Genomic DNA, 15,940 nt, shown 5'->3' with positions numbered 1-15,940 from the left:
CCCGCCGTGAAGCCGAGGCCCGCGCTGCCGCTGAAGCACAGGCCCGCCGTGAAGCCGAGGCCCGCGCTGCTGCCGAAGAGCAGGCTCGCCGCGAAGCCGAGGCACGGGATGCTGCCGAAGAACAAGCCAGATTGGTCAAAGCTCGTTTACGTGAACTCGAAGCAGAGCTGCGCCGCTTACGAGGTAGTGGATAAATACGTTATAGGTTGCCACTTTTCCGACATTGGCTTTGCCAGTGTCGGTTTATGCTTTGTGTTTCGCTGACTGCCAGACTGACAACGTACAAATTGCATTGGTCTTTTGTGCTAAAGGTAGACTGGATTGATGATACTCTTCACGTCCACACCCTCCCGACTCATCCTCAGTGGGCGCGGGAATCTCCGATGAGGTATGGATCGCAGAGTTATGCACTGTTAAGGGATGCTATACCCTGTAGGCAGCAGTCACGGCGGGCAGGATCAGGTGCTGAGCAGGGCAGAGAGTGAGGTATAGAGCGCACCCCCTACTCATCCCTCAAGCGGAGGTAGACCGGGCGGGGAGCGAAAGATGACCGGAACCCACCTGGAGCACGCCCACTCCCCACTCCCCACTCCCCACTCCCCACTCCCCACTCCCTACTCCCCATTCCCCACTCCCCCATTGGGAGTGAAGCAGGGCCAGGGAGTGAGGTAAGGAGGTCGCAGCGTGCAGGATGATGTTAGATAGCGTGCCATGACTTCTACTGAACCAGATTTGATATACCTGCCACTTCACACTGTGTACGATACGTCTGAGATAAGTCACATCAAATCTGGTTTACCGGCAGTCATCACTCGTGAGTATATCATCACACCGGCGACAACCGCGGAGACGGAGAACGACGTTTTCGCTTTACACACTGTGGTATTACAGATACATCGTTTGGCGTGAGGCAACCACGCCGCCGCATCCACTGCAAACACTGACAGGAACGGAACGCAGCGCATGCCGTGCCGCTACGTGATTCTGGCGGGGCCGACTGGCAGCCTACCCCACCATCGAGCACTCTATGCTACCAGATTTGACATTATGTACTAAACTACTTTTGAACATGAGGGCGTGATCAAGCAGCCGGCCAGACTGCCGCATTAGTCGCATTCATTGTGTGGTGAAGCAAAAAACCTATTGTGTCCAGGTCAGGAGCAGAGGAGACGTATATGCCCCCATCTATTGTCATCTGTGGCGCCGGAATTGCCGGCGTCGCCGTTGCCCATCAGTTAGCCGTTATTCACGGTTGGCGTGACGTCGTACTGATTGAAGCAGGTGATCCCCTCACTCTCACCAGTGACAAATCAACTGAATGTTACCGCAACTGGTGGCCCGACCGGGCAATGGTTGCACTGATGAATCGCAGTATCGAACGGCTGGAAGCCCTGGCTCTCAGCAGCGCCAATCGTATCCGGCTTAACCGTCGTGGCTACCTCTACGCCACCGCCGATCCTCAACGGGCTGCGCAGTGGCAAGCTCAGGCTATCCAGGCTACCGCCCACGGTGTCGGACCACTCCGCATTCACGCTCAGGCTGATACCGATTACCGGCCCACCCCTAGTCATGACTGGCGTGAAGCGCCGGATGGTGTCGATCTCCTGCTCGATCCCGACCTGATCCGCCGCCATTTTCCCGCCCTAACCCCTGCGACGGTGGCTGTCTTACACGTTCGCCGCTGCGGTTGGTTGAGCGCCCAGCAGTTGGGGGCACTGCTGCTTGAAGAGGCTCGTACGGCTGGTGTTAACGTAGTACGCGGACAGGTAACAGCAGTACAGCAGACCGGCGGTTGCATTAGCGGTGTCCAGATTGCTACTCCCGGTGGTACGCAATCCATTGCCACAGCTCGCTTTGTTAATGCCGCCGGCCCTCATCTGGCCGCTGTTGGTGACCTGCTAGAGGTTGATCTGCCTGTACACAATCAGTCGCATCTCAAAGCAGCCTTTGCCGATCCGCTCGGTGTCGTTCCGCGTAATGCCCCCCTCCTCATTTGGGGCGATCCGATTGATCTGGGTTGGAGCGCAGCAGAACGGGCCGATCTGCGAGCCGATCCAGAGACCGCCTGGCTGACAGAACTACTACCCCCAGGGGTTCACTGTCGGCCTGAAGGTGAAGGGGGAAGTCAGCAGGTGTTGTTGCTGTGGGATTATCATCCTCACGACCGGCATAACCGTACTGCACAGTTTCCCGTGCCACTCGATGATAGCTTCTTCGAGATTGCGCTCAGAGGGATGTCGGTGATGCTACCCGGTCTCCGCACCTATCTTGAACGCTTACCACGGGCATATCTCGACGGCGGTTACTACACGTCTACCCCGGAAAACCGCCCATTGATCGGCCCATTGCCCGTTGAAGGAGCATTCGTGATCGGTGCATTGGCCGGCTACGGCATTATGGCTGCCCTCGCCGCTGCCGAACTCCTGGCAGCGCACATCATTGGTGAACCGTTACCGGATTATGCAGCAGCGTTTCACCCGAACCGCTACGCTGATCCAGCATATCAGCGGCAACTAGCATATCACAGTGATAGCGGTCAGTTGTAGCGCCAGACATTCTCACGGTAGGAGCGTACCAATGGTTGCGGCAATCGCATCAGCATTGGTGCGTTCCATATTGCTCAGGACAACAACGACACTTTGATGCTCAGGATAGTAGGCGAGGTGTGTAACAGCGCCAGATATGAAACCGGGATGGTAGATCACCCGGCGCCCGTTATGCTCTTCAATCTTCCATCCGTACCCATAGTTGCTCCGGTTTGGCGTATACATCTTCGCAAGTTCGTTCGCCGGCAGAAGCTGCCCACTATTAAGCGCCTGCACAAATCGGTAGAGGTCTTCAACCGTCGAGTAGAGACCGCCGGCGCTGTAAAGATTACTGGTATCAATGGGAATAGACCGCTCGATGCCCGGCCCCAGATACCCCACCGTGCCGTTGAGTACTGAAGCATCACCGGTGTCGTAGCCGCTATTGATCATGCCTGCCGGCACGAAGATATTGTCGCGAATGTAGTCGGCGTAGGGCTGACCACTAACCGCTTCGATAATCAGGCCCAGAACGACATAGTTGGAGTTGCTGTAACGGTATGCACTCCCCGGCACAAAATCGAGTGGGAGGTTACGAAACCGATTCACCAATTGCCGCGGTGTCACCGGTGATAGCTCTACCTCGGCAAAGTTAGCAAAATCGGTATAGTTGGGTATTCCCGACGTGTGCGTCAACAGATGATGGAGCGTAACTGCCTGCCACGCCGTCGGGCAATCGGGCAGGTATTGACAAACCGACTCATCGACGACCAGCTTACCTGCCGCCTGCAACTGTAAAATTGCTACTGCGGTAATTGGTTTCGAGATCGATGCAATGCGGAAACGGGTCTGGGCCGTGTTGGAAAGATTACGCTCGGCATTTGCCAGACCGTAGCCACGTGCCACCAGGATACGTTCCTGCGTTGCTACCAAAACTGCGCCCCGAAATTGACCCTGTTCAGTAAGATTGCGCAGATACTCGTCAATCTGCTCAGCAATATCAACCAGAGCCGGTGTCGGTGTAGGCTGTACCGGCTCCATTACGGCAACCAGCGGCGTAGTTGCCACTGCCGGCCCTTCCGGCGTAACACTGGGTAGAATAGTCGGCTGCGGTCCCACCGGTGCCCAGGAAGAGAGTACCGCTTCACGCCGGGCGCATGCGGTCACTATACCGATAAGAAGAATACTCAACAGCACAAGTAATCTGTGCATAGCCAAACTTTAACCTTCCAGACGTAAGGGCGCAAAGCGCTCCTGCGCTGCAATCATCGCCTCACGTTCAGCCTCTGTCCAATCCGCAGCAGTGATACTCACCTCGTATCGTTGACGCAACACCATGGCAAAGGCTGCTGCAATTTGATAGATATCTGGTGGCGACTCGCAAACCGTTACCAGATCGGTCACCCTATCAGCCAATCGTTCGCCGAAGATGGTACGTTCAGCCTCAGCCATAGCCAGCAGGGTCGCCAGTTGCCGGCCAGGCCAGTGTGTGTACAGGCCGACTTGAAAAAGCACCCCCTCACGTCGCCGAATCTGCGCAAAGCCTACCAGCTTCCGACCCACCACCAGTACTTCATATGGCGACTGACCACCAAAGCAGGCCCGTGCAATCAATGGATCAAGCGTCTGACGATCAGCACGTGCTGCTGCAATATCGATCAGACTGGTATGAATACCAAACTGTGCCAGCGTCGCCTGCCACACGTCGCCCAACCAGCGGTACGACTCACTCACGTCTGGATGGTACAGAGGATGCTCAAGCGGTAATGCAATATCCTGCATCAACAAGCCAGGCACGAACAACACTGCCGTACCACCACTCGACCGGCGATGGAGAGTCACTCCTTGCTGACGCAATGCTGTATGATCAACATCACTCAATTTCTGACCCGAACCTATGACCAGTGCAGGCCGTGAGCCGGCGGCATACCAGCGTAGCGCAGGGCAGTTCGTCTCTTTCAACCCTGCCAACATTGCTGCCCCAGCCGCCAGTTCAGTTGTCGGTTCTCCCTGGGCAGGTGGTAATAACCGCCAGATCACGCTCCTACTTCCCATCGCCAATCTCCCAACGGCGCCGCAAAGTATTCGGCGACACCGGCAGCCAGGCTCTCGATCCGGATTCGCTCTGATGGTGGTATCGGCTTAAATGGCCGCAGTGTCACAACGATCCTGCTACCACGCCAATCGTAACGCCACGTCCCGACAATGCGTCCGTGTATCAACATTGTCGCTTCAATATGTCCGGCCGGTCGCCAGACCCGATTGTAGACATCAGTATCAATGAGCCAGCTTTTATCACGTGTACCGAGTAATAACGGATCAAAACGCCCCAACAAGTGCGGTGGCAAATCGGTTGGGGTCGGTAGATCGGTCAGCCGATCCAGATGACTCTGCAACCACCACGCCGGTTGCCCATCTACTGATACGGGTACCACCTCTTCACCAATCAACGCCAGCCAACGCTTCATTTCAGCTTGCGTGCGTCCGCGCCAGTACGTCATATCGACCAGCCTGACTGGGCCAAACGTAGCCAGATAGCGCCGGAGCATCTCTGCATTTGCCGTATTAGTATCAGGCGGTTCCCACACCAGATCGGGACGCCAGCGCAATCGGTGCGCCATGCGTGCTTCCCCACCACGCGGCGCTGCATGACACGCTAGGCCACGCCGGGTCAGAATGGCAAATACGCCTCCCCACCCTGACAAATGGCGCTGATCAATCGTCGGCAAGCAGCGACGCAGGTCACTACGACCCAATGTTTCGTGTTCGTAGAGCAAATCCCCCACCCGTGCTATAAATGCCTCATACTCGTCTACTGCCCAACCGTCACGTTGTGCCTCTTGTTCCCAGTACGTAGCACGCCCGGCTTGCATACCGTACACTAACGGCCAGTCAGTCATTGCGTACAGATGCAATGTACCACGCTGCCCCCAAAGCCGAACCAGCGACCGTTCGTGATACAGCAGATGTTCAAGCCGGTCGGCACTGAAACCTGCTACTCGATTCCACAACGCTAATCCGGCAGCGGGTAGAATTTGAGCCTGCACACCTGCTAGCCGCTGCGCCGCAACGACCGGGTCGGGAAATGGGGTCAACAGGCCGTGATGAACATACCGCGCACTGATGACCTGGTCTTGGGTCAGAACAGCATCAATCTTCAAGGCTCTTTCATCAATTCTAGCGCAGCCACGCCACGCCTAAAAACTCTTACCAGTGGCTCGCCGTCTGTGGGAATGGTTGGCGTAGGCAACACCTCCACCGCTGTCGGACCAAGTGCCTGGAGTACGACTGCTACGTCTTCTGCGTTGGCAAATGCCGGCAACACTACCAACACATTATCTGCGGCGCTTGTACCGCGCCAGATCTGGGGTCGCCGGGCCGGTGGCAAATCAGAGGTAAGAAAGCGCACCGAGTCACTCAATGCCCACTCACGCGGTAGATAGACCGTTACCGCCGGCTCATTCCGCTTCACAGGCAGATGAGCAATCCATGCCATCACGGTTTCCACTCGATCAAACTCACCATACACCCGTGGATGAGTACGCATGTGCCCAAAGTAGACCCACAGATTGAAGACGACACTGATCACCAGCATCGCTGAGATGAACCACTGCTGCCATTCACGACCGCTACCCAATCGGCTCAAACCCCACCCTGCCAGCACACAAGCCGGTGCCAGCGTGCCCAACGCACGCATTGCATGCGGCGCGTTGAAACTCAACAAGCCAGGCAGATGGTAGAGAAGCCATAATGCTGCTATTACGGCCACCATCTGTCGGCGCATCTGCCAGGCCAGCCCCAACCCGACAAACAAGAACATACCGACCACGGGGTCCACCATGGGCGCCAACGGCAGATGATGACGACCATTGGCATCACCCTGAACATGCCACATCAATCCGTAACGAATGAGATGTTCGACCAGAAAATCGAGTGGGCGGTGGCGGGTGAGATCATCAGCCTGAAAGATTGAGACAAAACCAACCCGATGATTGAAACCGGCACTATCATTGACAATATAAAGAACCAGCGGCAACAGTACCACTGCCCCTGCCAGTGCTGCTACCAGCAACCGCGGCCAGAACAATCGCCAGCGCTTCCAATCACGCCCAAGACGAAACAGTGCAACAACCAGAAGAGCTAGCGGTGCCAGACGACCGGTATGGTACGTATAGACGGCTAATCCACCCAGCAATGCTGCACCACCGATGTACAGCCACGAACGACGGTGCGATTGCCCCGGCTCAAGCCCTCGCCACAACAAACCACCGGCTGTAAGCACCAACAGATGGTCAAGCGTGGCCGGGAAGGCCCAGCGACTCATGCTCAACGACCATGAAGCCCAGGCCAGCAACGCAGTTCCCAACACCGCTGCACGCCGCCCCACAATTGGGGCAGCAAACCAATAAAGAGCCAGTGGTGTCAGAGCACCGGCCAGTGCGCTCACTAACCGCACACTCCAGGCGTGCGGCCCTAGAATACCGACAAACGGTGCAACAAGATAAAAGAACAGTGCCGGCAGGTCAGCATTTTTCACCACATACACCGGGCGGAACGTTGGATCCGTCCAGATTTGTAGAGCTAGCAACCCGTGGCGCGCTTCATCCCGCCACAGCGCTGGTGGCATCTGATCAAGCGCAATCAGACGTGTGATGAACGCTACGCCGGTAACACCTGTCAGTATCCACCCAATTGGCCAGGAAGAAGTGGACTCTTCACAATGGTGCAACAGCGACCACGCCAGCCAGACCCCACCGATACTGATTGGCAGCATCAGCCAAGCAGGTGCGTTGAAGCGCAACGCCAACAGACCGGCAAATGCACTTATCAAGCCCAACCAGGGCCATTGCGGTTGTCGCGCAACCCATTGCGCAACACGAGCAACAGCGGTTGCGATCAGCGGCCACCCAGCAAGCAAGCCTATCGGCACCAATGGCCACGCCGGCCACGGGAGCGTAGGCAACCAGTATTCGGCCCCAACCGGAACGAAGGCCAGCCCAATGGCCGGCACAAGGGCCAGTATAGCTGCTCCATCACGCCATCGCCCAGGCCAGCCCCAGATGATCCCTGCCCACCACACCAGTAATGGTAACACGGCCCACCCAATAAGCTGGCCACTCAGTGGCGGTCGCGTCACCGTTGCCAGCAGCTTCACGCCACTAAGGGCCAACCCAAGCTCACGCACGTCAGGCAACGCCATGTAAGAGTCCGTTTGCCAGGACAGGAACGTCTCAGTAGTGGTACTAGTCGGCAACAATATCTGATAACGCCGCCAGTAACCGGCTACGGTTATCGTTGCCAGTTGGCCGTCTTGATAGGAAAAAGCCACCTGCGCCGGATGCATACCATCCGGACGCGGGGCAGTCAGGCGCAATTCAACCAATGCCGGTGACCCACGATATCCATACAGGAAGAGCGTCGCTTGCGGATACGACCAGCGGAACAGCCCATCTTCATTCTGCTCGTTGCTGTGAAACCTAACCAGCGGCGGTTCGTTATCCTCGCCAACCTTCCAATACTGCGCCGGACGGTCAACACCAGCCAACAGTACACCTACAGCGAGCAAAACAAGCGTAATCGGTAGCCACAGGGCAGGCCACCTGAACAAGATCGAATGATGCAGCGCACGAATCACGGTGCGTATGATACCATCGTTACAAACTAATGCCTTAACACCACCGGTTATGAGGCACCGATAGCCGCATTACCACGTAGCAGACCGAGCAACCAGTTGGTCAGCTCGATCAGACTACGTTTGCCAAACAGACGGATATAATCAGCTGCGGCGATTAAAGGCCCTGGATCGGCCCCACCGTTACGCTCGCGCAAATACCAGCGGTGATCCATTATCCAGCGATACAAATCAGCTTCCGTGCGCCCCGGAAAATAGCGCAGTGCGTTTTGACTCCGGATCACTTCAACAACCGGCAGGTACACATTATCATACCAACTCACCACTGCCTCTTCGCGTGATACCGGTCGGTTCAGCTCCAGCCCCAGATAGTAGCGATGGGCATTGATATGACGGATCAGATCAAGATACCCACCCGGTTCGCTAAACTCAATGCGCTGATCAGGGCGTAGATCGGCCAGACCGGTCCACTCAAGAAAATCGCTATACTCCTCCTTCAAGAGCAGATCTCTGACACTCAGACTGGCATCGAGTGGCACATCAACCACCAGCTCGGTGACAATTGCATCAATCTCACGCTGCCCCTGAAAACGGGCGACCGAGATGCGGTGATGCCCATCCTTCACAAAATAGATATCACCTAGCTTGTACAGCTCTACCGAAGGAAGTGGAATACCCTCGTGATGCGCTCGATCAATGCTCATCCAGCGAAAGCGATTCGCATTATGGCGAGGGGCGAACTGCCGATCAAAATCACTGTACCGACCTTCACTCCCCACAATTTTCTCAAGTGGCACCGTCTGATGACCGAGATAATGCTGACCGCGCACCCGGAGCCTGGCCCGTACTTCGTCAAATGGCAGCAATTCGTTTGGACGGCGTGTTACCAGCGCAAGTAGCTCGCGCACGATTTGATCGCGACGAATGTGCGCAAATTCATCATGGACGATAGCTTGAATGGCTGACATCGGCCTCTCCTTTCGGCCTTACCATTGATAGTCAGCGCACAAGACAACGCGCTCTACTACCGACCGGCAACACCGACGGCCGTAGTCGCGGGTAGCGTACCATGGTTCTGAGATGATTGCAACATCTTATCAACTAATATCAAATCCGCTTTAATGGCACTTAGCGCTCGTGATCGCACTATCACGCCGGCAAGCTGAACGCAGGTCGCTGATGGGTTATCGTCGGCGAGGTCGTAGGGGCACGGCATGTCGTGCCCCTACGACGCCGGCGCCAGCGATGCGTCATTCAGATGCAGCATCAGGATCATCGTTGGCCGGGGTATTATAATTTCCATTCTATCAGATTTAATATCACAAAAACGTCTTATGTCAAATTAACAACCGACTAGATCACCAGATCGAGCACCCGATAACCGGCTGTGTTAATCACCAGCGTTTGACCATAGAGCGTCTCTGTCGCGTGACCAAAACCGTAAGAGAGATGGATATGACCGTGGATCAGATACCGTGGTCGAAACCATTGGATAAAGCGCAAGAGAGCCAGAAAACCGCGATGCGGATAATCGGGGCCGTTGTGAATGCCGAGCGGTGGCGCGTGCGTGAGCAAGACATCAAGATAACGTCCATACCGCAGCCGATTCAAGAACAGGCGCGGCGCCATTCGCAACACCCGTAACATCATTTGGGTTTCGGTATACTGATGATGACCATCAGGCTTATACCGGATCGAACCACCCAGTCCCCCAATTAACAGTCCCTGATGACAGACAACATGATCTTCGATACACGTGGCACCACGAGCATAACTGACAACCTGCCCATCGGCCTGTACTTCCGGCGAATCGTGATTGCCCCACACATAAAAACAGGGCTGACCCAACATCGTGACGACAAATTCCAGATAGTAGATTGGCAAATCTCCGCACGCTAACACCAGTTGTACATCAGCAAAGCGTTGCTTGATGTTCAGGCTATAGACGGCTGGAACGATTTCATCGCTGATCGTTAGGGTTCGCATGCCGTCTATTGTACTCTATCTGGCTCTGGACGTGGTTAGAAGACGTACTCCGCACCGTAAAGGTCATGCATACCCCACAACAGCCTATCGCGATGTGATTCGTTATGTAGTATTGCCTGCTTCAACCTCAACAACGGGTACAGGATTGGCTTCCGGCAACGGCAGGTATATTGCGAATGTACTTCCCCGCCCAACCTCACTCGCCACAGTCACATAGCCACCATGTGCTTCCACAACCCATTTCACGATCGATAGCCCTAAACCGGTCCCACCACTATGCCGGGAGCGCGAGCGATCCACACGGTAAAACCGCTCAAAGATATGAGCACGAGCCTCTTCACTAATACCAACACCTGTATCAGCAACGCTCAGACAAGCAAACTGCTTATAACGCTCTAAACTGAGAATGACCAGACCACCGGGTGGTGTGTACTGCAATGCATTAACCCCCAAATTCAGCAACGCCTGTTTGATACGGTCACGGTCACCGCACACCAGAATTTGATCCTCTGCACCGATCCGCAAACGCACCTGCCCAGCCAGGGGACGCAATTCGCGGAAAACCTCTAACAACAACGTATCAAGCTCCACCGGTTCACGGCGCAACACCACGTGGGTTTCACTCTGCGCCAGCAAGAGCAGATCGTTCACCATCCGAATCAGACGAGCCGTTTCACGCCGCATGTCCCCGATCACCTCCTCGAGCAACGCCGGATCAGGAGAGGCACTTCGATCCAGAATTTCGAGATTCCCCTGCATCGCCGTCAATGGCGTGCGCAACTCGTGGCTGACATCGGCAACAAACCGCTGCTGCGTGACAAAGAGGCGCTCAAGGCGTGACAGGAGTTCGTTAATGGTAACCGTCAGCAGTTGCAACTCATCGCGCTGCGCAGGTTCGGGGATGCGCCGCCCCAAATCCTCGGCTCGCACAATACTTTGCGCTGTCATGGTGATCTGCTCAATTGGGCGCAATGCCCGCTTCGAGAGGTACATCGCGCCTAAACCATTGATGATCAATGCCAGAAGACCGCCGCCAATCAGTATCTGTTGCAACAACGTCAGGGTGTTCACAACATCATCAAGTGGACGCGAGACCTGCAAAAAGCCAATTAATTGACCATTGCGCAGGGTGACCGGTGTGATCAGCGATTTGACCGGCACACCGTTAACTTCGCGCACTACACTCATCTGATCATTGCCGGCGCTAATGTATTGCATCGCCTCCGGCGGCAGTGGTAGCATGTGCGACTCAAGATTCGGTGTACTACTCGCCAGGGTGCCGTCAATCCGAAAAAACTGAACGCCAACCCCACGGTTGGTAAACAGCTTGATAAAATCGCGATTCAGATAGAGTTGTAATTCACCACTGGCGGTACGAATGCTCTGAAACCCGACTGCCGAAAGAATCGCCTCTACCTGCTGTGTCGCTGACGTAAGATCACGCTGCACACCGGCATACAGGGCCTGGGAAACCGCGAAATGAACACCAACCCCAATCGCAATGAGAGCCAGACCAAACAGACCGGTGTACAGTAACGTCAGCCGCACTCGAAATGGCAGCGGCGGCAAATGCAGTCCCATACGATTAAAGAGAGAGCGTCGTTGTTCCAGTCCTTCAGCCGTCGGCTGCGACTGGTCTACCGACGTTATCCGATCTGTTACTACTTCACGATCCATTGTTTCTCCCAAACGGGTGTAGCGCTTGATGACTGAAGCTGACACCTGTATTTTTGATCAGCATACCACACGCAGCGTGTGTTTGCCGGATGTGACATCAACTCTGGTTTCATGGAAGTCATGGCACATTCTCCAACATCGCCTGAATACCACACTGTGGTGCGTAAAGTGCTGCTCTTCCCTGGGAGCGCAAGTCCGGCTCGCTGGTATCACAAGCCAGAACTAACATGCAACAGCGGGAACCATCTAACACTGGTGGTTTCCCATCTCCAGCGGGGGCAGGGCGCATCCCACCACCAGACGCAGTATCACCATAACATGCTCATCACCCATCACGCGAGAACTTATTTCATACAAGCTGTGCGGTTGTGCTACCTGACTATCACACAGGTGCATGAACGCTTGCCGATGACCAACAATAGTATCTACTGCTCCAAGGCTGCCGGTATGGAAGCGAGGAGGGATGACGCCATCGCCAGTACTATCGTTGGATCAGGAACCTTACCTGCTTGCCATATGCGTGTCGCAGCGTCAGGCAACATAAGCACCGGACAGGTCAGATCATTACCCGACCAGCCCGGTGGTTATCGGTTTACCATCTCAATCAAACCTGTACCTGCACCCACCAGTCATCCGGTTGTGCGCAGGCCGGCTGCAATCGCGTTGACCAGCAGTAACAGATCGATCAATGTGGTTTCGGCTGCCGGATCGTCAGCCGCCCGCTGGGCACGCCACCGACCTAGCAGCTCTATCTGCCGGCGATGCAGAGGGGTCAGGCCAATCTGGCGCCGAGCCAGTGTCGCAGCCACCCGTGGTCGCCGCTGCTCAAGCGGCATACCGAAAATAGCTGTCAATGCCGCTTCTGTACGGGCAAACTCCGCATCAATCAGGTTGAGGAATTGTCGCCGTATCTCGTCATCTTCGACCAGGCCGGCATACGCATGCATTGTCTCGCGGTGTGCCGTTTGCAAACTCGTCCCAACATTGGCCAGCAGGTAACGCAATAACGGCCACCGCCATTGCTCTTCACGCAGTTGCTCCCATAACGCCGGTTCCTGTTCTTGCAAGGCCGTCAATGCACTACCAACCCCATACCAGCCCGGCAGATAAAAGCGGGCCTGATTCCAGCTAAAGACCCAGGGGATGGCTCGCAGATCGGCCAGCGTCGCCTGCCCGGTACGCCGCGATGGACGTGAGCCGATCCGGCTTTGTTCAATGACATCAATCGGCGTAGCCTGACGGAAGAAGGTAATGAAGCCATCGCGTTCAACCAGTTCGCGGTAGGCAATACGTGACTTCTCGGCCAGCCAGCCGATCACCGGCTCCAGCGGATGCGGCTCTTCGGGTTGTCGTTGCTGGAGTAGCGTGTGTTTGGTTGTCCCGGCAATGAGCAGTTCCAAATTGTACGCAGCGGTAAGACGATTGGCATACTTTTGCGAAATGACCTCACCTTGCTCGGTAAGACGAAGATCACCGTTCAAACTTCCCGGTGGCAGCATTGAGATGAAGCGGCCGGTAGGTCCGGCACCACGGCTGATCGTGCCCCCACGACCATGGAAGAAACGAATCCGTATTCCACGTGCCCGTCCCACTTCCGTCATCGCCCGCTGTGCCTGATACAATGCCCATTGACTGGCCAGGATGCCACCATCTTTGTTGCTATCGCTGTAGCCGATCATCACTTGCTGCACCAACTCGCCACCCTGAGCCTGCGCCATCAAGCTGCGGCGCGTCACTGGGTGGTCGAGAATATCGGCCAGAATTCGGGGACTATGTTCAAGATCTTCGATTGTCTCAAACAATGGAACGACCGGCAATCGACACACCAGCCCCTCTGGGGTAGCATATGCCAGACCGGCTTCACGCGCCAGCAGATACACGACCAGGACATCAGTTACATCGCGTGTCATACTGATAATGAGCGGGCCAAGTCCGGCTGTACCGTAGCGAGCAATGTGATTGGCAAGAACACGATAGCTATCAACGACTGCCGCCGCCTCATAGTCAAGCGGTGTGTTGGGGTGAGCAAATGGCCGTGGTGAAGCAACCTCGCGCTCTAACAGTGCCCGCCGTCGCTCAGGATCACCACCAATCAGATCGTCAGCCGACAAACCGGCAGCTTCCAATAACTGCGCCAGGGCCCGATCATGAAACTGGCTGTTCTGGCGAACATCAAGTGTAGCCAGATGAAAGCCAAAGGTGTCAACCAGTTGCATCAATGGACGAATCTCAGCATCGGCCAGTCGCCCTGCCCCTACTGCACGTAAATACCCGGCAAACTCGCGCAGATCATTGAGCAGTTCATCGGCACAACGATAACGATCAGGATCGTCCACCAGCCGTGCTGCTTCAGCCGGCGCATCGTCTATCGGCAGACGAGCCAGCATCAGGTTCAGCGCCTGCCGCCACGGTTCATTGGGGTTACGCGCCACTGCCTGCGCACCACGACTACCTAAACCACTCGACAACCGCCGAATCTGGTCAATCAACCCCGGTGGCGTTGGAACGAGCAGATCAGAAATACTGAGATGGCTGGCGGCCTGTCGAATTCGACGCCGTAGGAGACGCAAGGCTTGCAGACGCATCTCACGGAGGGTCTGTGCAGTAATCTCGGCAGTCACCAGTGGATGACCATCGCGATCACCTCCAACCCACGACCCAAAACTAAGCTTTGGCCAGGTATCGCTCAGCAGCGCAGGATCGAAACCGGCTTCCTGCCAGGCGTAGCGCAACTGATTATCAAGCACAGGCAACACATCGGGAAAGACATTGACCAGGTAATGCAGGACATTGCGCACTTCGGCAGGAACACCAGGCTTACTCAGAAAGACATCACCGGTACGCCACAATCGTTCAAGCAGTGTCTCTACATCTGCCTCGATCTCAGCCTGCTCCGCCGGTGACCAGCGCTGACTCTCGCGACGCACCAGCAACAAGTACAGCTCACGATAATGTGAGAGGACTGTTGCTCGTTTGGCCTCGGTAGGATGCGCTGTGAGCACCGGCTCGACGCGAATATGGGGAAGCGCCGCAGCAATCTCTTCACCGGTCAAACCACTTTGGTGCAGCTTCTGAAGGGCATCTCGCCAGCGCCCCAGTTCCGGTGGGATATTCGGATCGCGGTCAGCAACCCGACGCTGCTGTACTGCTGCGTTTTCCTCGGCGATATTGAGCAATTGAAAGGCAATAATGAGGGCCTGTGCCAGTGCGCGAGTTGGAATATGATCGCCAGGAGTGTGAGAACCCAACCAGGGCAATGCTTCCGATACCGGCTCGGCACCGACGTCACGCAATACTCTGGCAAAACAATCGAGTAAGAAGGTGAAATCCAGATCAACCTTCTCCTGATCCAGTGGTTGCATGCGTATGCCACCTTTCATGCAAATGGATACATATGGTCGCAACGATCATACCATATCAGAGTTTAGACGGGAGAGATGTATCTCCCAAATCCCTGGGCATAATCCTGAGCCATCTGACACCACATCTGGTTCAAAAGAGTCATCGCACGCTACCTACCGTCATTCTCACGCTGCACCCTTGCTTGCTACACCACCGTGCGCAAATGCTGATATTCCCTGAGAACGCGAACATTCGGCTCGCTCCCACCTATGCATTACCCATACCTCAAATACTGCATTGCCCGCGTGCCAGAGCGGGTCGGGGGCGTGATGACGGGCGTACTCCCCAACCGGGAGCTGGGAGCGTGCGCCTCCGGCGCACATGGTGCCGGTACCAGTGCTGAAGGGGGGAGCCAAGAGTAAGCTCCCGCCTCTGGCGGCATTCACGGACGGCCAAGACAGATGATCGAACATAACGCTACCCTATCAGGAAGCCCTGGATCAAACATCTGCCCTCCCCTCTCCCGCCCCCGCTATGCATTCACAACTGGTGTCAACCACGTGTGTATCAGCGGCTATGATTGCCATAAGTGCTGTTTTGAGCAACTGGCCCGGTGGCAGTGCGCCGCTCCAGCCGTGCCAGCACGTGCTGAATGGGTTGCCTTACCCGCGCATCACGTACGTGTCGCGCAGTTTCGAGTGCAGCAGCCATGCTGCCGCGCCAGCCGTGCTCGCGATCACGTGGAGATCGCAGCGGTTACCCCGCAGCTCTGCGCCCA

Annotated in this window: 9 protein-coding genes and 1 pseudogene; 2 read left to right on the top strand and 8 right to left on the bottom strand. The window is 55.9% G+C overall.

The annotated features are described in order from the left end of the window. A pseudogene (locus VAE55_RS18030) lies at positions 1-194 on the top strand (Uma2 family endonuclease); the annotation flags it as partial. Positions 195-1,175: 981 nt separating this feature from the next. Continuing rightward, positions 1,176-2,546 carry an FAD-dependent oxidoreductase gene (locus VAE55_RS18025; RefSeq protein WP_322817105.1) on the top strand — a complete coding sequence of 457 codons (1,371 nt, stop codon included), beginning with the start codon at positions 1,176-1,178 and terminating at the stop codon, positions 2,544-2,546. A gap of 12 nt (positions 2,547-2,558) precedes the next feature. On the opposite strand, the gene VAE55_RS18020 is transcribed toward VAE55_RS18025, so the two are convergent. From VAE55_RS18020 to VAE55_RS17985, 8 genes are all read right to left on the bottom strand, one after another. Then, complete coding sequence (locus tag VAE55_RS18020) at positions 2,559-3,737, bottom strand: serine hydrolase domain-containing protein (protein WP_322817104.1); 1,179 nt, start codon at positions 3,735-3,737, stop codon at positions 2,559-2,561. Between the two features lie 9 nt (positions 3,738-3,746). Next, a complete protein-coding gene (locus tag VAE55_RS18015) occupies positions 3,747-4,565 on the bottom strand; it encodes a lipoate--protein ligase family protein (RefSeq protein WP_322817103.1) in 819 nt (272 codons plus the stop codon). After that, complete coding sequence (locus tag VAE55_RS18010) at positions 4,562-5,686, bottom strand: winged helix DNA-binding domain-containing protein (RefSeq protein ID WP_322817102.1); 1,125 nt, start codon at positions 5,684-5,686, stop codon at positions 4,562-4,564. The genes VAE55_RS18015 and VAE55_RS18010 overlap by 4 nt, the downstream gene beginning before the upstream one ends. Beyond that, positions 5,683-8,070: an ArnT family glycosyltransferase gene (locus VAE55_RS18005; RefSeq protein ID WP_322817101.1), complete on the bottom strand. Its 2,388-nt coding sequence runs from the start codon at positions 8,068-8,070 to the stop codon at positions 5,683-5,685. Before VAE55_RS18005 ends, VAE55_RS18010 begins: the two co-directional genes overlap by 4 nt. A 137-nt stretch (positions 8,071-8,207) precedes the next feature. Beyond that, positions 8,208-9,125, bottom strand: coding sequence for a DUF4032 domain-containing protein (locus tag VAE55_RS18000; RefSeq protein ID WP_322817100.1), 918 nt, complete (start codon positions 9,123-9,125; stop codon positions 8,208-8,210). Between the two features lie 385 nt (positions 9,126-9,510). Beyond that, positions 9,511-10,143: a metallophosphoesterase gene (locus VAE55_RS17995; protein ID WP_322817099.1), complete on the bottom strand. Its 633-nt coding sequence runs from the start codon at positions 10,141-10,143 to the stop codon at positions 9,511-9,513. A 102-nt stretch (positions 10,144-10,245) separates the two neighbouring features. After that, complete coding sequence (locus VAE55_RS17990) at positions 10,246-11,820, bottom strand: sensor histidine kinase (RefSeq protein ID WP_322817098.1); 1,575 nt, start codon at positions 11,818-11,820, stop codon at positions 10,246-10,248. A gap of 629 nt (positions 11,821-12,449) precedes the next feature. Beyond that, a complete protein-coding gene (locus VAE55_RS17985; RefSeq protein ID WP_322817097.1) occupies positions 12,450-15,182 on the bottom strand; it encodes a phosphoenolpyruvate carboxylase in 2,733 nt (910 codons plus the stop codon). Positions 15,183-15,940: the final 758 nt, after the last annotated feature.

The sequence above is a fragment of the Chloroflexus sp. genome (assembly GCF_034432675.1).
In the GTDB taxonomy this organism is placed as follows: Bacteria; Chloroflexota; Chloroflexia; order Chloroflexales; family Chloroflexaceae; genus Chloroflexus.
The sequence above is the reverse complement of the archived record's forward strand: the minus strand, read 5'-3'. Positions and strand labels throughout refer to the sequence as shown.

What these genes read in the sequence shown, in the direction of transcription:
- VAE55_RS18025 (WP_322817105.1), top strand. Translation starts at nt 1,176, where the DNA reads ATGCCCCCATCTATTGTCATCTGTGGCGCCGGAATTGCCGGCGTCGCC.
- VAE55_RS18020 (WP_322817104.1), bottom strand. Translation starts at nt 3,737, where the DNA reads ATGCACAGATTACTTGTGCTGTTGAGTATTCTTCTTATCGGTATAGTG.
- VAE55_RS18000 (WP_322817100.1), bottom strand. Translation starts at nt 9,125, where the DNA reads ATGTCAGCCATTCAAGCTATCGTCCATGATGAATTTGCGCACATTCGT.
- VAE55_RS17995 (WP_322817099.1), bottom strand. Translation starts at nt 10,143, where the DNA reads ATGCGAACCCTAACGATCAGCGATGAAATCGTTCCAGCCGTCTATAGC.
- VAE55_RS17990 (WP_322817098.1), bottom strand. Translation starts at nt 11,820, where the DNA reads ATGGATCGTGAAGTAGTAACAGATCGGATAACGTCGGTAGACCAGTCG.
- VAE55_RS17985 (WP_322817097.1), bottom strand. Translation starts at nt 15,182, where the DNA reads ATGCAACCACTGGATCAGGAGAAGGTTGATCTGGATTTCACCTTCTTA.